The 23,745-nt window shown below is 38.4% G+C and carries 19 protein-coding genes, 1 pseudogene and 1 riboswitch; of the genes and pseudogenes, 5 read left to right on the top strand and 15 right to left on the bottom strand.

Annotated elements, in window-relative coordinates; translation table 11 throughout:
- Positions 1–114: 114 nt before the first annotated feature.
- From RCG24_RS16910 to RCG24_RS16895, 4 genes and pseudogenes are all read right to left on the bottom strand, one after another.
- Positions 115–570: an APC family permease gene (locus RCG24_RS16910; RefSeq protein WP_235888103.1), complete on the bottom strand. Its 456-nt coding sequence runs from the start codon at positions 568–570 to the stop codon at positions 115–117.
- Positions 571–597: 27 nt separating this feature from the next.
- Positions 598–1,752: a cadherin-like beta sandwich domain-containing protein gene (locus RCG24_RS16905; protein ID WP_308077529.1), complete on the bottom strand. Its 1,155-nt coding sequence runs from the start codon at positions 1,750–1,752 to the stop codon at positions 598–600.
- Between the two features lie 319 nt (positions 1,753–2,071).
- A pseudogene (locus tag RCG24_RS16900) lies at positions 2,072–5,287 on the bottom strand (SNF2 helicase associated domain-containing protein).
- 178 nt (positions 5,288–5,465) lie between these two features.
- Complete coding sequence (locus tag RCG24_RS16895; protein WP_308077528.1) at positions 5,466–5,612, bottom strand: hypothetical protein; 147 nt, start codon at positions 5,610–5,612, stop codon at positions 5,466–5,468.
- A gap of 354 nt (positions 5,613–5,966) precedes the next feature.
- Here RCG24_RS16895 and pruA point away from each other — a divergent pair, with 354 nt between their 5' ends.
- The gene (gene pruA / locus RCG24_RS16890) at positions 5,967–7,598 is read left to right on the top strand and encodes an L-glutamate gamma-semialdehyde dehydrogenase (protein ID WP_202654581.1); all 1,632 of its coding nucleotides are present in this window, start codon (positions 5,967–5,969) and stop codon (positions 7,596–7,598) included.
- A 257-nt stretch (positions 7,599–7,855) separates the two neighbouring features.
- On the opposite strand, the gene RCG24_RS16885 is transcribed toward pruA, so the two are convergent.
- A complete protein-coding gene (locus tag RCG24_RS16885; protein ID WP_202654582.1) occupies positions 7,856–8,245 on the bottom strand; it encodes a thiol-disulfide oxidoreductase DCC family protein in 390 nt (129 codons plus the stop codon).
- A gap of 305 nt (positions 8,246–8,550) precedes the next feature.
- Between RCG24_RS16885 and RCG24_RS16880 the strand changes: the two genes are divergently transcribed.
- On the top strand, positions 8,551–9,288 hold the full coding sequence (locus tag RCG24_RS16880) for a DUF3238 domain-containing protein (protein WP_308077527.1): 738 nt from the start codon (positions 8,551–8,553) through the stop codon (positions 9,286–9,288).
- 709 nt (positions 9,289–9,997) lie between these two features.
- On the opposite strand, the gene RCG24_RS16875 is transcribed toward RCG24_RS16880, so the two are convergent.
- Positions 9,998–10,873, bottom strand: coding sequence for a LysR family transcriptional regulator (locus RCG24_RS16875; RefSeq protein ID WP_202654584.1), 876 nt, complete (start codon positions 10,871–10,873; stop codon positions 9,998–10,000).
- 129 nt (positions 10,874–11,002) lie between these two features.
- On the opposite strand from RCG24_RS16875, the gene RCG24_RS16870 reads away from it, so the two are divergent.
- Entirely contained in the window at positions 11,003–12,193 is a 1,191-nt protein-coding gene (locus RCG24_RS16870; RefSeq protein ID WP_202654585.1) for a coenzyme F420-0:L-glutamate ligase, read from the top strand.
- 40 nt (positions 12,194–12,233) lie between these two features.
- Here the strand turns inward: RCG24_RS16870 and psiE are convergent, their stop codons facing one another.
- On the bottom strand, positions 12,234–12,680 hold the full coding sequence (gene psiE / locus RCG24_RS16865; RefSeq protein ID WP_202654586.1) for a phosphate-starvation-inducible protein PsiE: 447 nt from the start codon (positions 12,678–12,680) through the stop codon (positions 12,234–12,236).
- A 74-nt stretch (positions 12,681–12,754) separates the two neighbouring features.
- The gene (locus tag RCG24_RS16860) at positions 12,755–13,678 is read right to left on the bottom strand and encodes a phosphate ABC transporter substrate-binding protein (RefSeq protein WP_308077526.1); all 924 of its coding nucleotides are present in this window, start codon (positions 13,676–13,678) and stop codon (positions 12,755–12,757) included.
- A 321-nt stretch (positions 13,679–13,999) separates the two neighbouring features.
- On the opposite strand from RCG24_RS16860, the gene RCG24_RS16855 reads away from it, so the two are divergent.
- Positions 14,000–14,722: a response regulator transcription factor gene (locus tag RCG24_RS16855; protein WP_202654588.1), complete on the top strand. Its 723-nt coding sequence runs from the start codon at positions 14,000–14,002 to the stop codon at positions 14,720–14,722.
- 227 nt (positions 14,723–14,949) lie between these two features.
- On the opposite strand, the gene RCG24_RS16850 is transcribed toward RCG24_RS16855, so the two are convergent.
- The 3 genes from RCG24_RS16850 to RCG24_RS16840 form a co-directional block, all read right to left on the bottom strand.
- Positions 14,950–15,267, bottom strand: coding sequence for a CotD family spore coat protein (locus RCG24_RS16850; protein ID WP_202654589.1), 318 nt, complete (start codon positions 15,265–15,267; stop codon positions 14,950–14,952).
- Positions 15,268–15,540: 273 nt separating this feature from the next.
- Positions 15,541–16,671 (bottom strand): M24 family metallopeptidase, encoded by a 1,131-nt coding sequence (locus RCG24_RS16845; RefSeq protein WP_202654594.1) that lies wholly within the window; start codon positions 16,669–16,671, stop codon positions 15,541–15,543.
- Positions 16,665–17,930: an MFS transporter gene (locus RCG24_RS16840; protein WP_308077525.1), complete on the bottom strand. Its 1,266-nt coding sequence runs from the start codon at positions 17,928–17,930 to the stop codon at positions 16,665–16,667. Before RCG24_RS16840 ends, RCG24_RS16845 begins: the two co-directional genes overlap by 7 nt.
- A 127-nt stretch (positions 17,931–18,057) precedes the next feature.
- On the opposite strand from RCG24_RS16840, the gene RCG24_RS16835 reads away from it, so the two are divergent.
- Complete coding sequence (locus tag RCG24_RS16835; RefSeq protein ID WP_202654596.1) at positions 18,058–18,951, top strand: LysR substrate-binding domain-containing protein; 894 nt, start codon at positions 18,058–18,060, stop codon at positions 18,949–18,951.
- Positions 18,952–19,205: 254 nt separating this feature from the next.
- Here RCG24_RS16835 and RCG24_RS16830 read toward each other — a convergent pair whose 3' ends face one another.
- The 4 genes from RCG24_RS16830 to RCG24_RS16815 all read right to left on the bottom strand — a co-directional run bounded on the left by RCG24_RS16830 (position 19,206) and on the right by RCG24_RS16815 (position 23,452).
- Positions 19,206–20,048 (bottom strand): hypothetical protein, encoded by an 843-nt coding sequence (locus RCG24_RS16830; protein ID WP_308077524.1) that lies wholly within the window; start codon positions 20,046–20,048, stop codon positions 19,206–19,208.
- 280 nt (positions 20,049–20,328) lie between these two features.
- Positions 20,329–20,904, bottom strand: a complete 576-nt coding sequence (locus RCG24_RS16825; RefSeq protein WP_308077523.1) for a Uma2 family endonuclease — start codon at positions 20,902–20,904, stop codon at positions 20,329–20,331.
- Between the two features lie 385 nt (positions 20,905–21,289).
- Positions 21,290–22,654, bottom strand: a complete 1,365-nt coding sequence (locus RCG24_RS16820; RefSeq protein WP_202654598.1) for an amino acid permease — start codon at positions 22,652–22,654, stop codon at positions 21,290–21,292.
- Between the two features lie 134 nt (positions 22,655–22,788).
- Positions 22,789–22,869, bottom strand: a riboswitch (glycine riboswitch).
- Positions 22,870–23,095: 226 nt separating this feature from the next.
- Positions 23,096–23,452 (bottom strand): nucleotide excision repair endonuclease, encoded by a 357-nt coding sequence (locus tag RCG24_RS16815; protein ID WP_202654599.1) that lies wholly within the window; start codon positions 23,450–23,452, stop codon positions 23,096–23,098.
- Between the last annotated feature and the right edge of the window lie 293 nt (positions 23,453–23,745).

The following is a 23,745-nucleotide window of genomic DNA, read 5'->3' as shown; positions in this document are numbered from 1 at the left end:
GCCGCCCCATGCGCTCTTTTTCCCTTCCACTCTCTGGTTTGCAGAGAAAAAAAGTGCAGCGGATCGCCAAAACCCCACTGCACTTTCTTAAACAAAATATCCCATAAATCTCTTTTACAAACCCTCCATAATGGGCGGGGCTTTTTTCAATACCTTCGTGCTGATGAGTGAATAAATCAATCCAATTGCCAGCCACGCAAAGCCTGTTGTTAAGGTGATTCCGGAAAGATGGATAAACAAATAAAAACAAATGATAAACCCTAGGGCCGGAATTAGGAAATAGCGAATGAACTTTTTCTCCTTTTTACGGAAGTAATAATAAACGATGACAGACAGGTTGACGAACATAAAGCCGGTTAATCCGCCAAAATTCATTAATTCGGCAACAAGGGAAATCTGAAGCGATAGTGCCCCGACAACACTTATCGTACATATCAACAAAATATTAAGAACTGGCGTTTTAAACTTTGGATGTAAATAGGTAAAAAACATCTTCGGCAGAACTTCATCACGGCCCATGCTGAACATCAGACGAGAGGCACTAGCTTGTCCGGTAATTCCCGGTGCCATATCCATACTCCTATGGCACCTGGTATATTATGATGATTTTCGATCAAACACAAGGACATAGGTTTTTCGGTCATCGTCACTATATTTGACTACCACCGAAACAACTGTTTTGTTATCGGCTTCTAACTGAATGGTTTTTTTCGTGTCTCCTTCGATTTTTATCGTTGAACTGCTATATGCTGCCACAGGGGAAATGGTGACTTTCTTTGTTCCTTTCGTGACAGCAATATGGTAAGTAAATTCGTCCTTTACAAAAGAGCTATCCCACGTGCCTGTAGAAACGCTGAGAGAGAACAGCATCGCCTTAGTTGTTTTTTGTTCGGTACTGGTTGTGGTCTGTTCGGTTGTACCTGTTGTCGTTTTCTGTCCTGAAACAGCTTGGGAACCTTTTTGATTGTTTGCTATGCCTGTACCGGACGAAGAACCGGCGGCAGGTTTCTTAGTTGCCCCCGTGCCTGGGTTTGATTTTGCCGGTGACGGATCATTACTCGCCGATCGTTTGACATGTAAGGTATAGGTTTTCGTTTTTCCGTTTTCTGCAGTAACGGTAATGCGGATATCGCTTTCGCCGGCAGAAATATCCACCGTAATACCATTGTTTGAAACTGACTTGTTGTTGACTTTAATGGTTGATGTTGTCACGGCAGCGGTCGGAACTAGTTTCAACTTCGTTTTGTCCTTCAACCCTTCAATATTATAACTTGTAATACTGGAAGAAAAACTAGGGGACAGCACCCCATTTGATAGTCTGATGTGTTTCAGCAAGTTATTTCCATTTTGTTTTCTGGTAACGGTAAGCTTATAAGTACCAGAGGCACCCGTGCCGTCTTGGACGGTGATGATGAAAATATTTTCCCCCGTTTTTAGTGAATAAGTGCCATAAGTACCATTTCCCACAGGCTTCCCATTAACGGTAATTTGAGAGCCCGAATGATTGCTTTTTAAAAGCAAATTTATCTCCTGAACCTCATTATCCACCGTAACAGAGTACGCCTTTACATCGGGGGAGAACGCCTGATCAAGCTGTAGTCCTTTCATTTCTAGCTTTGACAGCAGATTTTCCTCCAGTGCAGTTTGGACCTTTGTTTGACTTTCCGCATAAGTATGTGGGATGTAACTAACCGTTCCTAATCCGATCACCGAGGCAGCAAGTAAAATCTTTAATTTTCTCGGGTTTACCATCAGCTAATCCTCCAATCAACTATTTATCTCAATCGTACATGTTGGATTAACTTTACCATTCCAAGCTTAACAAATTCTTAATTTTTGTCCGATAAAGTTAGCCATGGTATTATGGAACACAAAAAGTGGGGGATGAAAGAACCCCCACTCAAAGAACAGGGCCTGGCACGCACCGAAAAATGCCGATAGATTCAACAAACTTCGGAGAGGGACAGTGGAATTGCACCCTTTGGAAAAATCCAAATTTATAAATGAGCCGAAAACGCTCGTGACTTTTGAGGGATTCAGCATGTCTTGGGGATCTATAGTGCAAATAGATCTATATATTCAAGATCTCCCGTATATCCTCTTCCGTAATTCTCGACAGGGCCTGATCACCTGGTTCCATGACGGTTTCAATAAGTTCTTTCTTCCGCTCTTGGAGTTCATACATTTTTTCCTCAATGGTGCCCTTTGTAATTAAGCGAATGACTTGGACAACATTCTTTTGTCCCATTCGATGGGCGCGTCCCGCAGCCTGTTCTTCGACAGCCGGGTTCCACCAAAGATCATACAAAATAACCGTATCCGCTCCCGTCAAGTTCAGTCCTGTGTTTCCAGCCTTCAAGGAGATAAGAAAGATGTCCACTTCCCCATTATTAAACCGTTCAACCAATTGAACCCGTTCCTTTGAACCGGTTTGTCCGTCTAGGTAAAAGAAGGTAATGCCGGCCGTTTCCAATGATTCACGAATGATCTGCAACATACTCGTAAATTGCGAGAAAATCAGTAATCTCCTACCATTTTCAAGAGCATTTACAACAAGGTCCATGAGTTGTTGGAGCTTGCCTGAGTCTCCTTTATAATTTTCTAAAAATAATGAAGGATGGCAGCATAATTGACGGAGTCTTGTTAACCCGGCAAGAATTTTCATTCGGCTTTTTTGAAAACCTTCTCCCTGAAGCGAATCTGCCGTTTCTGTTTTAATTTTCTCCAAATAGGCCAGATACAGCTCTTTTTGTTGTTTCGTAAGGTCGGAAACATGGACTGTTTCAATTTTATCCGGCAATTCCTTTAATACATCCCTTTTTACCCTTCGCAGTAAAAATGGCTTAATCATTTTTGCTACCTTTTCCGTCGGCAGCTGGCGAAAAGCCTTTTGGTTCGGAAAGAAATCCGGCATAATCGTTTGAAAAATCGACCAAAGCTCATCAATGGAATTTTCAATCGGCGTCCCGCTAAGCGCGAACCGGGTAGCTGCCTGAATATCCCGTACAGCCTTCGCTGTTTTGGTTGCATGATTTTTAATCGCCTGTGCTTCATCTAAGATCAACATGCGGAAGGCATGCTGCCGATAATAGTCACTGTCTTAACGCAGCGTTGGATAGGAGGTGATCCAAATATCGGGAGGGGTGGCACACTGCAGCATATCCGACCGTTCCCCTGGAGACCCAATCAAAACTTCCGCTCGTAAGGACGGTGCAAATTTCTCCAGTTCATTTTTCCAATTATAGACCAGTGAAGCAGGCGCCACAATAAGCGATGGCTGATGATCCTCCTGTTTCTCTTGATCTGCTGCTAACAATGCGATGGCCTGCAGCGTTTTACCCAAGCCCATATCATCCGCCAAAATCCCGCCAAATCCGTAATATTGCAAAGTCCGCAGCCATTGATAGCCGTAGTTTTGATAATCCCTTAGCTCAGCCTGCAATGAAGCAGGAACCTCAAAGTCCAGTTCCTCCGGATTTTTTAGGCGGGTAAGCAATTGCCGAAATAATTTTCCAAATTTCGCCTTACTCCCTTTTTTTCCTGCAACCAGTTCTTCCAGTTCCATCCCTCTATAAAGCGGCAGCCGGAAGGACTCTTGATTCAACTGCGCCGGCTTAATATGGAAATCATGCAGGATGTTCCGGATGGGTTGGAATTCCTCTGATTCAAGTGGCACAAATGCACCGTTAGGCAGGCGGTAGTATTTCTTTTTTTCAATGGCAGACAAAAGGATCTGCTCAATATCCGCCTGCTCAATCCCATCCATTACAAAGCTGACGTCCAGCCAATTACCGGAAGAATCCACATCGACATGAGTCACAGGGCTCCGCTGTTCTGGAAGAATAAGGGATTTAACTTGTTTCGTTAAGAAAATATCTGCCATCTCCTCTAATCTTGGAAGGATTTCATATAAAAATTCAAAAATTTCCGCTTCCCCTTCCAAGTAAAGTAGCTGCCCATTCGACTTCAGCTGAGTCGATTCGAGGACATTCATAATCATTTGTTCCTTTTCACTGTCCCTCATTAAGATGGCATCCATCTCTGGCTTTACAGGCTGGTGCAAAAAGGGATTGATCATGTGGTCACCGTAATGGTACTCCAGCGTCACGTGCAGGAGATCATCGATACAGTCCACATATACCTTAGCTTTTAGTGGGAACTTCATTATTTTCGTTGAGATACTATCCGCAATCTCAAGTCGCCCCACCTCATTCAACACAGGACCGGCGTAAGAAAGAAGCGGCACAATCTGCTCCTGACTAATGGGGATAACAGGGGTACTCGCCAGCTGGACAAGTTTCTTTACTTCTTTGACAAACGTTTGTTGTATCGCTGTGAGTTTATAAAGCGTATTGTCCTTCACCACATAACCATACAGATCAAGGTAATCAACAAACCCAAATTCAGAAACATCTAATTGAAAGGCTGCTTTGCTGCCTTTATCCAGTTGCATGGAAAAAGGAAGTTCATGTATATGGAAGTTCAACTGATGATAAACATTGTCCCTACTTTGAAATGTGATCGGCCTTGCCGCAAGCTTTTCGACTAGCTGGTCCGCGAGCAAGGGAGAAATTGTTATCGCTCGTACATCTGAAGTTGTACCGTAAGCATAGGGAGATTGCAGGCTTCGGTACATTTCTTCATATTTAATCGTCTCCTGCAGCAGGTCAATGATTTCCTGATCGCGATCAGTAAACGTATATTCAGTCGGGTCGTAGGAAAAAGTTTTCGTGAACGGATACTGATTTTTCAACCTGATCGCCCGGAGAAAATCCACGATATTTTTCACCACATACGTTCGCTTATGGCCTACCTTCATTTCTAACGAGAGAACGGTGTGTTGATACGTTTGTTTGACTTTACAAATCCACTCCACCAACAATGGCTGCTTTTCTGTCAAATCATCTTGGTAGATAATTTCCTGCTGGTTTGACAGCACAGCAATAAATTGATTGGTGAGCTGCTTTACATAAATGGATTGCCTTTCCTGCTGTTGTCTGGCGTACTCCTCCTGCATCCTCTCCCGCTCTTCTAGCATGGCTTGCAGCTTCCTATCTCGGGAAGAAGCATTTCCTTTAACAGCCAACTGTTCATGAATTTCAAGCATCACGGCGACCACGTGCTTACATTCCTGATCATACCTATCAAAGGCTGGGCAATTGCATTCGCACTCAAGACCAAGCGCACTCTCATAAACAACCACCCGGTAACGCTTTGACCCCTTGACCACCGCATACCAAGCTTCTCTATCGGGGTCGTAGGCCAGCTCTTTCACTTTGCCTTGCATATAATAGCTGTGCCCCTTACGATAATTAGACGAAGTAAAAAAACTTTTAATTTCTGAAACCGTTAATGATTCAAACATCAATGTCCTCCGTGCGGATTATAAATATTTATCCCGCCTTAACGGTCAGTAAGCCCCCCACCTCGGGGAGTCAAAGTCTACAAGGAATCTAGGTGGGGGATCAACTGCCCGTAAAGGTCCGATTGGTAAGATACAGTGAAACTTGCCGCTGCGTTTTTTTCAGCGGCTTAGTTGAACCAATCGGGTTCGTAATGAGTCTTATCAAGGCGATTGCCTTGATTAGAGTCAGTAGAACGGGACTAACCATCAGTGGGGGATGAAGAAAACCCCACTGATGGAAGTTTCACTTTATCGAATTCTTTTAACTTACCAGTTATAATAGTAGCTTAAGATTTTAATACTATGTTACTAGACTTGCCAAAATATGTACATGATAAACCTTAATGGTTGTATTTTTAGAGCCTCTGTCACCATCCGAATTCTGTTGATGAATTTGGCAAAATGCTGATTGTTTGGAATAATGCTAGATACTGCAGGAGTACAGATTGAGTAAGGGGCAAAAGAAAGCGCATTAGTAGAAAAATTATGTTATAATAATTAAGTGAAATATGTAAATTTTTTAATTGCAATAGAGAATTTAAACAGGAAGGAACGTGAAAGAATGAGTAACGGAATTTTTAAAATCCCAACACCTAAAAATGAGCCTGGTTATACCTATGCTCCAGGTACAAAAGAACGGGAAGCATTAAAGGCAGAATTAAAACGTCAATCTGAAATCGTGATCGATATTCCTGTGATTATTAATGGAGAAGATGTCAAGACAGATACAATAAAGCAAGTGGTTATGCCACATGATCATCAACATGTTTTAGCAAACTATTCGCAAGCAGGGGAAAAAGAGCTGCGTGATGCTATTGAAGCAGCGATGGCGGCGAAAGAAGCATGGGCCAATATGCCTTGGGAACACCGCGCCTCGATTTTCTTAAAAGCGGCTGATTTAATCTCTGGTCCATACCGCGATCTCATCAATGCTTCCACCATGTTAGGACAATCCAAAACGGCCTATCAATCAGAAATTGATGCTGCCCAAGAATTGGTAGACTTCTTACGTTATGACGTTGACTGTGCAAACCAAATCTATCAAATTCAACCAAGCAGCATGAAAAATATTTGGAATCGTACCGATTACCGTCCATTAGATGGCTTTGTATTGGCGATATCTCCATTTAACTTCACATCGATTGGCGCGAACTTACCATCAGCACCAGCGATTATGGGGAATGTCGTTGTTTGGAAACCGGCAACAACTGCCCTACTATCAAACTACTACTTTATGCGTATATTGGAAGAAGCAGGGTTACCAAAAGGAGTCATTAACTTTGTTCCTTCCCGTGGTTCACAAGTATCGGAAGTGGTATTAACAGACCCACGGATGTCCGGATTCCACTTTACCGGTTCAACAAGCACGTTCCAAACCATTTGGAAAACAGTCGGCGAGAACATTGCCAACTATCAATCATATCCTCGTCTAGTTGGCGAAACAGGCGGCAAAGACTTTGTCTTTGTTCATGAGTCTGCACAAGTAGACAAAGTGGTAGCCAATCTCGTTCGCGGTGCGTTTGAATATCAAGGTCAAAAATGTTCAGCCGCTTCCCGCGCATACATCCCTGCCAGCTTATGGGAAGAAGTGAAAGCTGGTTTACTGAAAGAAACGGCGAAGCTTAAAGTCGGCGATATTCAAGACTTTACCAACTTCATGGGTGCTGTTATTGATAAACCAGCGTTTGATTCGATTACAGGCTATATCGACTATGCCGCCGCTTCTGAAGAAGCAGAAATTATTGCCGGTGGCACTTATGATGATTCAGTTGGCTATTTCGTTCAACCAACCATCATTGTGACAACCAATCCAAACTTCAAAACAATGGTAGAAGAAATCTTTGGACCGGTATTAACCATTTATGTTTATGAAAATGATCAATTAGAAGAAACTTTAGAGCTTGTTGATACAGCATCTATCTATGCCCTAACAGGGGCCATCTTTGCACAAGATCGTGAAGCGATTATTCACCTGGAGCGCCGTTTATCGGGCGCAGCCGGAAACTTCTATATCAATGATAAACCAACCGGCGCGATGATTGACCAGCAGCCATTCGGCGGCTCTCGCGGTTCCGGTACAAACGATAAAGCAGGTTCTGTCTTTAACATGGTTCGTTGGACCAGCCCGCGGGTGATCAAAGAAAACTTTGCTCCAACCGCAGAAATTGCCTATCCATTTATGGATGCCGAATAATTTAAATAGAAAGAGGTTGAAATGTATTCGTTTCAACCTCTTTTAATTTTTGCTCGATCATTTAGTTACGGTTTTTAGGAATTTATTTAAAAAGACACACCCATTTGTGGGACAGTTCACCACCTGTTTAACCGGTAATTTCTAAACAGTTTTAAATAAATATATATTATATACTGAATGATATACACATGTTATATTTAATTCAAAGAACATGTTCCCCCTAGTACCGTCGTGGAAATTTTAATACTGTGATTACTTTATAAAAAACGTTTTCTAATCTCAGGTGAAGGAAGCATGCAACTATCCTTTTTTCCGAACCATTTATATCTATTCTTTGCAATTACATCATAAAAAAAATCGCGAAATCCACTTGGTAAAAACAGAAAAATTGAAAGGAATTTCCAAGCCCCATTTAGATTTTTACACACCCTTAATGCTGCTGAAGACTTATAATAACATTGATTGTTTTCAACAAGTATAAAACTGTCAGTATTTTCATCAACATTATAATTTAATAAAATTTCTCTTCCTACACTGCTTTGAATTGATGCGAACCTATATAAAGCTTTATCGTCTCGCTTAATTATGAATTGGACACTATGATCACAAAGGTTACATTCCCCATCAAATAAAATAATTTTATCCATAATGGTCCTCCCCTAACAGAATTAAGGTATTATTAATATAATATTACTCTTGACCAAAATGATTAGATAGTACCTTTCCCTATTATAGTGCAATTTAATGGAAAATGATACCAAAATTTTAGGATGTATAATATGTTACGAAATTTAATACTTGCTATAATCTCAGCCTTTTTCTTGAGTTTGCTTCTTGCATCTTTTTCTTATACACCAGTTTTAAATCGCCTACCGTTAATAATAGTGAATTTACAGACCCTACTATAAATCATGATGATAATTATACGTATAGCATTGTTGCTAAAAAATTAATGGATAAGGATAGAATTAAGGAATTAGATGAATCAATTAAAAAGAATAATATTATTTTAACTGCCGAAGAGAAAGAAGACTCATATTATGATGAAATAAATATTGTGAAAGAAATAAGTAATATTAACATTCAGACTCAAGGATATAAATTTCTTTCACTTGAAACGGCAGCAGCCTCAACAAAACAATGGACTCTTAGATATACTACATTTTTAGCTGATTATTGGGTTGAAAACCCAAATCTATTTTCTAAATATCGCTGGTTTACTGGTGATGATAGAGGTTACAATGCAACTGCTTCATCTTATAGAACAAGAGCAGATGTTAATATTTGTTTTTGTTCCGCAGGGAATTCAGTAGGATTAAATAGATCTGTTGGAACAACTCATGGTTATGACAAAAATAAAAAATTTCTAAAAAGCGGAACAGCTTCCTCATCAGGAATAGATATAGAAAATCTAAATCTTGGTAAGTCAAAAATTACATTCAAGCTTACTCACGCTGTTGGAAATCCATTGGTTACATCTTTAGATATCGATTACTATGTTAATGCTGAATTTTATAGTAATGGTAATTACAAATTATCAGGCGAACATGACCAAGCACCGCACCATGAAGTATACCTAAAGGGATCTAACAGTTCTTCATACCAGAAAATGCATCAAGCTGCTACTAAAGGGTTAGAATGGTTAGCTCCACCAATGCCTAATAAAAGCTGGGCAAAATCTAATTTTTAATAATTTACCTAATAGGCACCAATAATAAAATAGAGGTTGCCTCAGAAGGTCTTTTAATAATACCTTTTCCAAGACAGCTTTTTTTTAGTTTACAGAAACTACTGGAAATTGGTAAATAAAAAAGGAATCCAAATACTTGGAATTCTAGGACTAAGAAGGTCCCTTTTTAAGAAATTCTTTTATATATTCAACCTTCGTACACAGAAATATTTAGGCATTACTTGATATAACTAGGTACAGCAGCCAACCATTTATTCATTTGATTTTTAAATATTTCCATATTCAAAGAAACCTCAGCTACTGCTGAAGTTTGAAAAATATCAATAAGAGATTGAAGGGAGGTAATAATAAAATTTATGTCCTTTACATCTTCACAGAAGATGTAAATAAATTGCCGTTTGTCTTGGGATCTTCCTTTTTTCTCATTTGCCGAGCAATAAGAACATATCTAGTAAAAACAATGATTGTGTGGCTAATTAACATATCATAGGAATGTCCTTAGAATCCCTTTCCTAGACTTACCAAGTCTTATTTAAAAACGAACGAAACTTATAAAGTAATAATTTAGTGTTTGGGGAGCTCATGAAAGTTACGGGCCTCCCTTTTTTTGCCAAAATTCCCGTCAAAGGATGGACAAAAGATCCTTGAATAAGGCACGCCTCGAATAATGTCGAAGTTTCGACAACATGTGGTGGTGCCAGGCACTTTTTCAAATACTTTCGATAAACCTTTTCGCAGCACGTGATAACGAAACATTTTTTAAATAGCAAATGCCAATGCTCCTTTTTGGAAGCTCATTTTCTAGCAATACCTCGTATAATTCTCCTCTTTCTATGTAACCCTTTGAAAACTCCTTTATGACACACGAAATGCCTAAGTTTATTTTTGCAAATTCTATTAATAAATCATATGACCCGAGTTCGAATACAGGCGAAACCTGAAATCCCCTCCTTTTCAAAAAGTTTTCTACAAAGATTCTTGAATTTGACTTTTTTTCAAGAAATATCAGCGGCATTTTCATTAAATACTCAAAACTAATCGGATTCTTCGTCATTCGTTTATATTTTTCTCCACAAACAAAAATATCTTGAATCTCCTTACATGGTATAGCTTGGATGTGCTCATCTTGTATCGGTAAATTGCATATTCCTAAGTCCGCCCTGCCAGATTTAATAAAAGTACAAATTTCTGTTGATGTTCCATTCAGTATCGTTAATTTGATTCCGGGGTATCTGAAGTGAAATTTCTCCAAATAGGGTAACAGAAAGTAACGTGAGATTGTGTCTCCAACCCCGATCCGTAATTCCCCGATCTTCAATTGTTTGAATTCTAATAATTTGCCTTCCGCTACATCAATCATTCCTATTGCTGAGTCCACATGCTCATATAATAGATTGCCTTCATTTGTTAATTCTACGCCCTTTGATGTTCGATAGAAAAGCTGTATATCTAATTCATTCTCCAGCTTTGAGATGGATTGGCTAATCGCAGATTGTGTCATATATAGCTCCTGGGCAGCTTTTGAGAAACTTTTATTTCGGCTTACAACGTTAAAAATACGATATAAATCTAATTTTCCAATCATATAAACTCTCCTTATATCAAATATTATAAACATTAATTTTACTAATATCATTAAAAAGGTTATAGTTAAATCGAATGAAAAGTTGTACTAAATTTAACAAAATAAGACTCTGATCAAGGAGAGATTATATTGGAAAGAGTAGTTGGAACAGTAGTACGAGGACTTCGCGGACCGATCATTAAAAAAGGCGATAACATTGAAGAAATTGTGGTGAATACTGTATTAAATACAGCAATGGCAGAAGGTTTCTCGATTGAGAATCGGGATATTGTCACGGTTACGGAATCGATTGTTGCCCGTGCGCAAGGGAACTATGCGACGATTGAAGATATTGCAGCAGATATTAAGGGTAAATTTGGGGAAGAAACCGTTGGTGTGACTTTTCCAATTCTCAGTCGCAACCGTTTTGCTAACTGCTTAAAAGGGATTGCTAGAGGAACAAAGAATATCGTTTTAATGTTAAGTTATCCCTCTGATGAAGTGGGGAATCACCTGGTAAATATTGACGAACTGGATACAAAAGGAATCAACCCTTGGACAGATGTACTATCAGAAGCTGATTTCCGCAAGCATTTCGGTTATAACAAACATCCATTCACTGGTGTTGACTATATTGATTATTATAAAAGTTTAATAGAAGCGGAAGGCGCAAATTGTGAAGTTATCTTCTCAAACAATCCAAAAACCATTTTAGACTTTACCAAAAATGTTTTAACTTGTGATATTCATTCCCGTTTTAGAACAAAACGTATTTTAACAACCAATGGTGCTAAAAATGTTTATGGTCTGGATGATATTCTTAAGGAATCAATCAATGGTAGTGGATTTAACGAGACCTATGGCCTGCTTGGATCCAATAAAGCAACGGAAGACAGTGTCAAGCTATTCCCTAATAATTGTCAGCCAATCGTCGATAATATTCAGGCCAAGCTCAAAGAAGTGACAGGAAAAACAGTGGAAGTAATGGTTTACGGTGATGGGGCATTCAAAGATCCGGTAGGTAAAATTTGGGAGCTCGCCGATCCGGTTGTATCGCCCGCTTATACTGAAGGACTTGACGGCACACCAAATGAAGTGAAACTAAAATACTTAGCAGATAACAACTTCTCTCACCTTAGTGGAAAAGAGCTGAAACAAGCTATTTCTGAATATATCCAAAATAAAAATGAAAACCTAGTTGGTGCAATGGAAGCCCAAGGCACTACCCCCCGCCGATTAACCGACCTAATTGGCTCATTATCAGATTTGACTTCCGGCAGCGGGGACAAAGGAACACCCATGATCTATATTCAAGGTTACTTCGATAACTATACAAAATAAGAGCAGTTCTATTTTTTACCATTATTATAAGTTATACACACTATTCTTTTTTAGTAAACAGTGAATGATCGGACCTTTCACGAGGTGTTAAATTGATAATGAAATAGCCAATTATTAGGATTAGAATAATTAAGGAATAAAATAAGGCATTTACAGGATGATCATGATCGACAATAATGATTCTTACCATTGCTGTAATCCCAATATATAACAAGTATCTTATCGGAAAATGGTAGTTTTCCTTAAAATACTTCACAATCATGGCAATAAACTCGAAATATAAGAAAAAGATTAGGATATTGGCAAGAAACAGCTTAAAGTCATTGTTGCCTCCATCGATTAAAATTTGTATAAAGACCATTAATTCCTTAACTAGTAAAACAGACAATATTACCCCAAGTATAACAAGGGATATATTCAAAAATAATTGGAAAATCCTTGGAATGACATTTAAAATTGTTGTGATATTCTGTAATTTTCCCACCATTCAAATCTGCCTCCTGCTATAAAAGATGCCTGATCCTCAGCACATAAACGCAGCGGAACCAGGCATCGAAATTTTTATATATTCTTTTGGTTTCCTTTAGCATCACGCTCTACGAGCATTTTTGTGACTGGTAGATATCCTTGCTCTTGCAGCAGACCATTTTGAATATGCTCAGACATCATAAAGTCGAGAAATGCTTTAGCCAGTCCTGTTGCTTCCCCCTTTGTATAAGAGTGCTGGTAGGCCCACACAGGGAACTTGCCGGATTGTACGTTTTCAGCAGTTGGCTCAATGCCATCAATGGCCAGCGGTGTTACAGAACTATCTGTAAAGTAGGAAAATGCCAAGTAACCAATGGCTCCTTCTGTTTCACTAATAATCTTTTTGACGGTGTTCGAAGAATCCTCTGTAATTCCCTCAGCAGGTGTTGCCCCATCCAAGGCAAATTTATTAAAGACAGCACGTGTACCTGAAGAGTCGGGACGGTTTACAAGAACAATCTTTTGATCCTTACCGCCGAGCTCCTTCCAGTTTGTAATTTTTCCAGTAAAAACTTTAATTAAATCTGCTTTTTTAATATCCTTAATGCCAACGTTAGGGTTAACCGCAGCAGTCATCCCTACGACGGCGACTTTATGATCTACCAGCTGGTCAGCCGAAATTCCCTCTTTTTCTTCAGCAAAAACATCCGAGTTGCCAATTTGAACAGATCCATCTGCAACCTGTGAAAGGCCTGTACCTGATCCACCAGCATTTACTTGAATATCCACGTTTGGATTTTCAGCCATAAATTCTTCAGCAGCGGCTGCTACCAATGGCTGCATGGCCGATGAGCCCGAAATGACCAACGAACCAGATAATTCTTTCTTTTCCTCTGTTTTAGGTGCTTCTTTGCTGGCATTACCTTCTGTCTTTGCATTGCCGCTTCCACAAGCAGCCATGACCACCATCAATGCGGAAAGTAAGACAAACAGGCTTAGATGTTTTAATCTTTTCATTTGCTAAATTTCCCCCTATTAACTTATGAATTTTTTGAATTACCTTACAGTGATTACTATAGTAAATAAGTATTAAGGGAGAATAAATTAAAGGTAAATGTTTAGTTAATAACTATTAATTCTGTGTAAATTTGGATCGACTTCGTCTGCCTTAGATAATTATTAGAATACCCCAATAATTACTAATTCTTAACATTCACTTTATACTGGATTAACAATTGATTCATAAAATAAGATATGGTAAGCCAATGCTCGTCCATATCGATATTTTTTTCCACAGGTTATCTTGATCAATAAGCTTTAGCTTATATGGGGGATCTTATGAAAAATAAAATACTAGTTATTGATGATGAACCATCCATTATTACCTTGCTACAATATAACTTGGAACGTGCAGGGTTTTTAGTCATAACTGCAATGGATGGGATGGAAGGTAAGAAACTTGCGATATCAGAAGAACCGGATATCATCGTATTGGATTTAATGCTTCCAAAACTGGATGGAATGGAAGTATGCAGGCAGCTCCGGCAAGAAAAGATCATGATTCCAATTATCATGATATCAGCCAAAGATGAAGAACTTGACAGAATTTTGGGGCTTGAGTTTGGCGCGGATGATTATATCGTTAAACCATTTAGTCCAAGAGAGGTTGTAGCCAGAGTTAAAGCTATTTTAAGAAGGACAAAGAATCAGTTGGAAATTGCAAACAGAAATGACATGGATGTTCAGCAAATCAGCATTGGTGAAATTTCCATATTTCCCGATAATTTTGAAGCCTACTTCCGTGAAAATCTACTGGAATTGACATTAAAGGAATTTGAATTGCTTCTTTATTTAGCTCAAAATAAAGGCAAAGTGCTATCCCGCGACCAATTGCTTCATGCTGTGTGGAAGAATGACTATTCCTGCGAAACTAGGATAGTGGATGTCCATATCTCCCATTTAAGAGAAAAAATTGGCGAGAAAAACAGAAAAACGGTTTATATCAAAACCTTTCGCGGAATTGGCTATAAATTAGATGATCCCAACGGTAATGACCACTAAGGAAGGCTGCTAAAAGAATAAGCCTCTCAGGAACTAGCTGTGCTTGTTCCGAAGGCGCTTGCGCTTTTTGTTCTTAAAACATGCCATTCTCGTTCGGGGAATTCTCAGGTATGGGTTGCCCCAGATCCCATAATTCCACAATTTGCTTACCATAGTGCCCCCTGTCAGGTTGCCAGCTAATTTCCCAATACGAATCCCCCCACCCTAAACGGTGAGGGGAGAAGAAGCTAGTATCCAAATGGCATTGTTGGACAACAGGGATTGACTGGAACACCGCACATTGTATGTGTTTCACAGCATTCATTTACACATGATTCTGTGTGCGGGAAATAGTGTTGATGATTAATCATGTGTTTGTTTACTGTAGTTGTATGAGAAGGGTGTACATGTGTTACTACTTTATTAAACAAATTTGTTTTTACATATTGTTGTGGTGGATCAAATAGTGGTGGATCGTACTGGGTAGGAAATGCTTTAGGTGGACAGTATATCGGCGGACATGGTTGTGGTGGGCATGGATAACCACCGAATCCAATATTTCTCATAAATAAATGACCTCCATAGGATTTTGTCTTGTTACATCATTAGTCTATGTAAACCTTGTTTGTACGGACTGGTTTAGATACCTATTTTTGTAAATTAAAAAACGATAACCACAACCGACAAATTTAATGGTTGTAGCCAAAAACCTATAAAAATCATTTCTGGGGTCATATTATGGCCCCAGAGTTTTACGTAAAAAAATGTTATTTGCCGAATCTTTTATCGATAACTACAAATCTCTGCTTTGCCATCATTTGTGATACGGTTCACCGCAGCTACTTAGACCCTTTGATGATGACATCAGTTAGTTCTGTAGGGGCTGTTGTTAAAAATTCATACCCTCCCTTTGTCACAAGTATCGTGTCGGAGTGCCTGTAACCTCCAACTCCATCAATATAAATACCAGGTTCTATCGTGATCACCATATTTTCTTCCAAAATTTCATCACTACCTTCTGCCACAAAAGGTGCCTCATGGTTCCCCAAGCCCACACCGTGCCCAGTCCGATGCAACAGATTTCCTCCCAATCCATTCTTTACAAGATAATTTCTTGCCTCGGAATCAACATCTGCAGCTCTTACCCCGGCTTTCAATACATTCAATGACCTTTGTCGGGCATTCATCATGTAGTGAAATAACTCCTCCTCTTCTTTTGTTGGCTTTTCAAGGAAAAAGGTTCGCTCACATTCAGAGGCATAACCGTTTATTCTAAAATAAGCCATTGCCACGTTCGGTCCTTTCCCCAGTCGATCATCGAAGTTGGGAACACTATGCGGCATGGAACTAACGGGTGCTGGCCATACTGCCGTCAGGAGTGAAGTAGAGAGTGGATCAAATTGCTTTGTCCGCATAAGCTCGGATTGGATGCTTCCTGACAAAGCAAAAGATTCAACAACGGCAGCCCCTGTGTAAACTGATTTGAAAATCATTTCCATCGCTCTGTCCGATATTCCTGCACTCCATCTAATTTTTTCAAGTTCGTATAGACTTTTTGTTTTTCGTTGCTCAACGACTAGCTTGCTTGGAATCAGTTCCTTTGCTTTGATTTTTAAAAATACCTCTGTTTTCACATTGTCCTCTATTCCTGTTCTTTCAAATCTTTTAATTAAATCATTCAATACCTCATACCAGTTTTCTCCCACAGGTGAAGGGTATTCCCAATAGGTGATAACCTTACAGTCTAGGATTCCTTTATACACATGTGCTTCTTCAAGTTTTGGCACCACTAATACTGGTTGTTGATTGGGAGATATAACAAGAAAAAATGGACGTTCTTCTGGCTTATAGGTAATATTTGTAAAGTACCAAATATCCTCTTCAGCCGTAATGATGTAGGAGTCCAAAGAATGTGTTTCCATTGTCTTTTGAAAGCGATCCATTCTATTTTGCAATTCATGTTTTAACATATCAATTCCACCTCAAATTTTTTATCAAGAGTGTTATCTTGATTAATTATTGATTTTTCATTTCGTACCAAGCGATTATTTTTAAGGGTTAGTCCCAAACCCAACGACAGGATATTTCCAAGAATCAAATAGTAAAAGGCCATTTCATACGATCCATCAAATAGTTTTATCAAAATCCCCATTACAGCAGGAGTAACAAAAGCGGCTAGATTGGCACCGGTATTTAGCAGACCGAAAGCAGATCCCATTATGGAAGAAGGGAGTGATTTCAATGGAATGGACAAGATCCCCATATAGGCAATCTGAAAAGTAAATCCGGCTAATACCTGAAATGTGACGACCACTGCTATCGATTCAGCCGTAAACATAGCATAGATAAAGAAGGCGGAAAGAGCATTTCCAATGATGATCATTAGTCTCTCGCGATTATTAAAGACCTTATCAACCAGCCATCCTCCTGCTAAGTAGCCAAGCATAGTGGAAATAGCCGGTAGGGCTGAATAGATTCCTGTATTTAACAAATCAATTTTTCTTACATTTATTAAATAAGAAGGTACCCAACTTATCAGACCCCACATAGCTGTATACAAGCCGAATAACGCAACTACCACTTTCCAAATGGCAGCTGTACGAAGCAACTCTTTAATCGGTATATTCTTGTCTTGTTGATCTTTCTGTTGGCTCTTCTCTTTAACGGACGGAAGGGCAAAATAGTATATCATCGCAATACCTATTCCAATTGCTCCAAAAAGAAAATAAACATTTCTCCAGCCAATTGAAGTAATCAGATACGCACCGGCAATGCTGGCAAAGAACGAACCCAAACCAATAGCGACAAGTAATATGGACTGAACACGAGACCTTTTTTCATTAGAAAAATGTTCACTCATTAGTTTTGTGGCTCCTCCTGGAAAGGCACCCTCACCAAGACCAAAGATTAAACGAATAATTAGTAAGGATACAAGAGACCAAGCAAAACCGGATAATCCAGCAAATAGTGAAAAAGCAGTAATCGATATAATGATTGCTCGCTTAGATCCAAACAAATCGGCCAGCAAACCACCGGGAAGTTGCATAAGGGTATACCCTAAATAAAAAATACTTAATATTATTCCCATAGAAGCCGCATCTAAGTGTAATTCTTGTGCTATAGGGTGGATGGCAATGTTAATAAACATTCGGTCAAGAGAAGAAATAAACCACCCCAAGAAAAGTAATGCAATTAAAAATCTTTTATTCTCCGAAACCTTTCCTTTCACTTTCTTTCCCTCCCATTCTTTTTATTCTCTTGACTTTATTTTAAATAATCAGAATAATTAAGAGAAATACTTATAAATTGATGTATTAATACCTAATAGGTATTAATAATAAGAAGGAGGAAAGTAAATGGAACTGAGACATATCCGATATTTTCTTGCTCTTGCGGAGGAATTGAATTTTGGTCGAGCCGCAGAAAGGTTACACATCGCCCAACCACCTCTTAGTAGGCAAATACAAGAGTTAGAGGAGGAAATTGGAGCCAAACTGTTTTATAGGACAAAGCGACATGTTGAGTTGACAAATGCCGGAAAGGTGTTTCTAAACAAAGCATACCAAATCCTTGATCAAGTTGAACAAGCATGCGTTAGCACGCGATTATCTTCTACTGGGGCAGAAGGTGAAGTAGTAATTGGGTTTAGTGGAACAGTACAGGATCTTATTCCAGTCATTCAAAAATATCATGAGCTTTATCCTCATGTTGGAATAACATTACACCAAATGAATACCGCCAATCAAATCAAAGCCTTAAATGAAAAAAGGATTGACATCGGTATTGTAGCGGCTCCAGTTAATAGTAATAAAATTCATGTAAGGCCATTAACAAAAGTATGTTTTTTGGCTACGTTACCGGAAAAACATCCCCTTGCTAACAAACATTCCATTAACCTTCGTGATTTGGCGGACGAAACCTTTATCATGACACCTAAATCAGCAGGTGTATTGTATTACGAAACTTTTATGAGTATTTTCCAAATGGCCGGATTTGCACCAAAAATTATGATTCAGGCCAATGACCTCCAATCTGTTTTGGCATTGGTCGCTGCTGGTATGGGGGTAGCATTGACACCTTCATCCAGTACTCCTTGCGGCGGGGTCATACAGCGTAAAGTGGAAGATATAAATGTATCTTTAGAAGCATCCATTGCATGGAGAAAGGATAATCACTCTGAGATATTAGACAAATTACTTAAATCCTTTTTTAATTTTTTTCATATTGAATTTGAAAATATAGTGAACTGAGTGTTAATCCGTCTGGTATTAACACTCTACATCTTGACCTTGTTAAAATCGTCTCCATCTCTTAAGGGAAATAACGATTTTAACCCAATTTACAAAATTAGTAAAAAAACCTTCTATTTGTGATACGGTTTAATGACTTCTAATACAACCCATTCATTTGGAAAACGTTCTTGTACCTCAATCCAACGCATCTAATCACTCCGTTCATGTATATTTGTCTTCATTTTATCATAAAACATTAAGCACTAAGTTAGCTATTGGTCGCCCATTCTCCTTTCAAACCTTTCTTTCTCGCCATTATACCCATCCATATAGCCTTTTCTTACATGGCTCTTCAGCTGTTCAGGAGATTCCATTTCCTTTATGTCTGCTTGATCAAGTGTTATGATTTTTGCATATACATTTCCGTATTGATCCCGTAATTTTTCATCCTTATAAAAATTTATGCCATTGTTCGAATCGAGCAGTATTGCTTCTTGTTTTTTAAGACTTTGAATAAATGTAAACAGTTGATTGGAATAATCTCCAATAGACGATTCTTTTGCCGTTGAATGAATATAGATGCTTATCGGAACTTCAGCCTTTAACTTCTCATAATCCGGCTTTTGCTGAAACTTCCACCGTTTTTCTTGCGCATTGTCTACCGATGCAAACGCAAAGTAGCTTACATTTCCTTTTTCCGCTCCAAATGCTTTCTTAAGAGCAGGTTCCACTTCCTTTTGAACCTCTTCACTCAAGGCCCTAAATAAATAATTGTCGTATGGTTTGCATGTTGTTTTTCCTTTCGAAGTTGAATACAATTCACATGAAATCTCGGCAACCCATCCCTTCTCTCTGTCTTTTACCTTTACCGTAATATAAGGGGGTGCTTCTTCCGGCTCTTCTGGAATGATTTCAAAACCTGTAATTTGAACAATATTGCCATATGTATCTTTTACATATTCAATTAGCATGGAATCTTTTACCAACTGTTTCTCTTCATTCGTTAAATGTTCCTTATCTATTATCTTTTCGACTTGACGATCCGTTTTTGCACTACAACCCACTAATCCTAATAAAAGAGAAAGACAAATGAGCAACCATTTCGTTCTGTTCATAATCATCCTCCGATACTGGTAAATTAAAATTAGAAGGAAAAGGTCGTGCTTCAAAATATAAACTGTTATAAAATAATGCTTTTTAAAATACCACATGCGTTTTTAAAACTCGCCATTATTATGAACCGGGTTCTTTTGCTTTATCAAAAAGGACCAAGGATTCCATTAAACCCGTATGTCTCTTTTGTTATTCCTAATTGTAGTTTAAAGGAATCCAAAAGATCTCACTATTCAAGTGAGCTTCCTCTAACACTTCCTCCGAATGGTTTACTTCCCACTATCATCTCTGAAAAACATGTTTAAGTTCTATGCTTAAATCTTCAAATATGTTGACCTTTATGGAATCTTCTTTTGTATAGAAACCTGATGAAATAAAGCGATTGTTCTGCAACAGAAATACTTCCACGTATTCGTTTGAGGGGTCGACAATCCAATATTCTCTGACCCCAGCCTTTTGATAGTTATTGAATTTGATGACTCTGTCATTTCGAGCGGTGGAGGGAGAAAGAATTTCAATCACCAAATCGGGAGCACCAACAATATTTTGTGGGTTGATTTTATTACGATCACATATGACCACAATATCTGGTTGAACCCAATCCTTGATCTTTTCGTTTGGTGTTGTTTGATTCGCAAAAAGGCACACATCGATGGGAGAACCAAATACACTGCACTCTTTTCCCCTTAAATACGTACCAAATTCAATTAATAACTCTCTTTGAACATGCTGGTGCTTTGGTGTCGGTGCTGGCGACATACTAATAATTTGCCCGTCAATCACTTCATATCGAATTTCTTCCGAAGACTCAAGATAATCAGCATATGAGTAATTAGACTGTGGTTGATTCATGCTCATTCCATTCACCCTTTCTCCATTTTCATCCTTCAATAGTTCCCCTTACCTCACCGGTCATTAGTTCGGGGAGTAGGGTGCCCCCCATTTTTTCTAACCTTTTTGATTCAATTCTTGCTGCATTTATTACAGGTTAAGAATGTATTCAGGGTCGTTCAATCGTTCACCCCTACTGTCTTTTGTCTTTATTTTATCGTATTTTTGTTGACCATTACAATGAGGGATAATCTTTGCCTAAATGAAAAAGATACAGTGGCGCAATACTCCATCAAGCATTGGATCTGACCATGTTGTTGGGGGGCCTATTCCAATGTCGCAGTTCAATTGAATTTGGTCCTCGTTTTGTCGGATGGTATGTAAAGAAATAGCCGTCAACTTATGGTTGACCCTATGCAGATAATTTAATATTTTTTTCTTCCTTCTTCCTATTTGAATGCCATGTAAATAATAGAATAAACCATAGAGGCGTCAACAATAGGGCAGGCCGTGTAACTTCAGCAAACAGCATAATAATGAGAATGATGGCAAACAAGATTAGGACAACGTAATTAATAAATGGTGTGAATGGTGCTTTAAATTTTGATTCTGCCTGTAAATCTGAACGTGTTTTCTTATATCTTAAATGACAAATCAGAATGACACCCCAAACCCAAATAAAACAAATCGCACTAATGGTCGTCACGATTTCAAAAGCTTGTTCTGGAATAAGCTTAGTCAAAAGGGCTCCCACCGATAGGACTACCGTGGAGATCCATAATGCGTTACCTGGGACATGATTTTTATTTAGTTTTGTAAACTTAGATGGAGCCTGGTTATTATTACTTAAACTATATAGGATACGACTTGTTGAAAACATTCCGCTATTACAAGCAGAAGCTGCTGAGGTTAATACGACAAAATTAATAATTCCTGCTGCAATCGGAATTCCAACTAAACTAAACGTTTTAACAAAAGGACTTTCTGCTGCATTTAATTCCGTCCATGGGTTAATACATAAAAGGACAAGAAGTGCGCCAACGTAGAAAAATAGAATCCTTAAAGGAATTTTATTGATAGCCGATGGAATATTTTTTTCCGGGTTGGATGTTTCCGCTGCCGAGACACCTACTAATTCCACACCGACAAATGCAAATACAACCATTTGGAATGAAAGTAAGAAGCCTGATATTCCGTTTGGAAAAAGTCCCCCTTGTGCCCAAAGATTTTTAATCGTAACCATACCTTGATTTGTCTTGAATCCCATCACCAGTAATATAATCCCAATAACAATTAATCCGAGAATCGTTATTACCTTTATTAAAGCAAACCAAAACTCCAATTCTCCAAAAATCTTTACAGTTAGTAGATTGAGTCCTAGTAAAATGATCAAACAGACAATTGCAGGGATCCATTGTGGAATATGGAACCAATATTGTACATAAACACCAACGGCAATCACATCACTCATAGCAGTCATTATCCAACAAAACCAATAGGTCCATCCGGTTACAAAAGCATATCGTGGTCCAAGATAGTCTTCAGCAATATCTGTAATAGATTGATAACCTGCTTTAGACAACAGGAGTTCTCCTAGTGCCCTCATAACAAAAAAAACGGCGATTCCTACGATTAAATATGCAAGGATGATGGATGGGCCCGCGAGTTGAATGGCTTTACCGGACCCTAAGAATAATCCCGTACCAATGGTACCGCCAATTGCGATTAGTTGTACATGCCGATTTGATAAATCCCTCTTTAATTCTTGTTGTGCCAATCCTAACTCCTCCTAATAAAATATTTTAGTTTAAACCATAAAAAAAGAGATTGGAGGATATCCAATCTCTTTTCCAAAAGAATAATAAATAATATTTGGTATGCTAAATAGTATCAACACAACAAATAAATATTCAGTACTCTTCTGTCCTTTTGCCTGAGATTGTGAACCCTTCGGCGCCGCAAAATTCCTGCGATCTCTCCAGAAGCTGCTCCTGCTATAGTGTGACCCATAGCAATCATAGCCTGCTAATTATTAAATTTAATTCACTATTTCTAAATAATTTTTAATTTTAGTAGTAGTTATATAGTTTGTCAACACATAAATTAACATCCCATACTGCTCTGTATTCATTTTTATTCAAAAAAACCTCCCTATAAAAATCATAGGGAGGTTTTTTACACTTACGTTATTGGAAAATCTATTGCCTGTATGAAATTTTCACCTAAAAAACACCTTGTCTATATTGTACTTCGACTTGAATTCATTAATAATATACGTTTCATAAATCTCTCTATGTACAGGGTCTTCGATAATACAAACATCGATTTTTGCAACTTCATTCCTATGCATTTTAATTGGGGATACTGTATCTTCAAAATGCTTTTTAATTCTTTGCCGCAATTTCCTTGCCTTACCAACAAATAATAGCTCTTGGTTATGACTGTAGAACATAAAAATGCCACCCTTATCTCTAGGAATGAGGTGGAATTCTGTAAATCCATAAATATTACTTAATTCCGGGTTCTTCTGTTTAGTAATGGAAACATCTGGTTTTGGAATGGTTATGTTTATCACTTTCGTTCACTTCTCCTTCGGTATTGGTTAAAAGTCTACACAGACTTCTTTAAGCATATTTACATCCACCTTATGGAGTTCAACTGAGAAAAACAACATTTACAAATAGGTTTTCTATCATTACTGTTATGCAGTCGTATTTTGCATTCCAATTAATGAAAACTTTTAAATATCTTTCTCAACTTCTACCCCTGCATCATTCTTAGTAATAACCTTGGTTAAGCGTCTCATTTCTAAATGTACCCAACAAGGACATTATAAATATAATTTACTTTTCTAAAGCCCGCTCCATT

The organism is Neobacillus sp. OS1-32 (assembly GCF_030915425.1).
Classification (GTDB): Bacteria; Bacillota; Bacilli; order Bacillales; family Cytobacillaceae; genus Neobacillus; species Neobacillus paridis.
Note: the sequence above shows the minus strand (reverse complement) of the source record. Positions and strands in the feature narration are given on the sequence as shown.

Coding starts and splice junctions, on each gene's coding strand:
- RCG24_RS16910 (WP_235888103.1), bottom strand. CDS start 570: ATGGCACCGGGAATTACCGGACAAGCTAGTGCCTCTCGTCTGATGTTC.
- RCG24_RS16905 (WP_308077529.1), bottom strand. CDS start 1,752: ATGGTAAACCCGAGAAAATTAAAGATTTTACTTGCTGCCTCGGTGATC.
- RCG24_RS16895 (WP_308077528.1), bottom strand. CDS start 5,612: ATGGTTAGTCCCGTTCTACTGACTCTAATCAAGGCAATCGCCTTGATA.
- pruA (WP_202654581.1), top strand. CDS start 5,967: ATGAGTAACGGAATTTTTAAAATCCCAACACCTAAAAATGAGCCTGGT.
- RCG24_RS16885 (WP_202654582.1), bottom strand. CDS start 8,245: ATGGATAAAATTATTTTATTTGATGGGGAATGTAACCTTTGTGATCAT.
- RCG24_RS16880 (WP_308077527.1), top strand. CDS start 8,551: ATGGATAAGGATAGAATTAAGGAATTAGATGAATCAATTAAAAAGAAT.
- RCG24_RS16875 (WP_202654584.1), bottom strand. CDS start 10,873: ATGATTGGAAAATTAGATTTATATCGTATTTTTAACGTTGTAAGCCGA.
- psiE (WP_202654586.1), bottom strand. CDS start 12,680: ATGGTGGGAAAATTACAGAATATCACAACAATTTTAAATGTCATTCCA.
- RCG24_RS16860 (WP_308077526.1), bottom strand. CDS start 13,678: ATGAAAAGATTAAAACATCTAAGCCTGTTTGTCTTACTTTCCGCATTG.
- RCG24_RS16855 (WP_202654588.1), top strand. CDS start 14,000: ATGAAAAATAAAATACTAGTTATTGATGATGAACCATCCATTATTACC.
- RCG24_RS16850 (WP_202654589.1), bottom strand. CDS start 15,267: ATGAGAAATATTGGATTCGGTGGTTATCCATGCCCACCACAACCATGT.
- RCG24_RS16845 (WP_202654594.1), bottom strand. CDS start 16,671: ATGTTAAAACATGAATTGCAAAATAGAATGGATCGCTTTCAAAAGACA.
- RCG24_RS16835 (WP_202654596.1), top strand. CDS start 18,058: ATGGAACTGAGACATATCCGATATTTTCTTGCTCTTGCGGAGGAATTG.
- RCG24_RS16830 (WP_308077524.1), bottom strand. CDS start 20,048: ATGAACAGAACGAAATGGTTGCTCATTTGTCTTTCTCTTTTATTAGGA.
- RCG24_RS16825 (WP_308077523.1), bottom strand. CDS start 20,904: ATGAGCATGAATCAACCACAGTCTAATTACTCATATGCTGATTATCTT.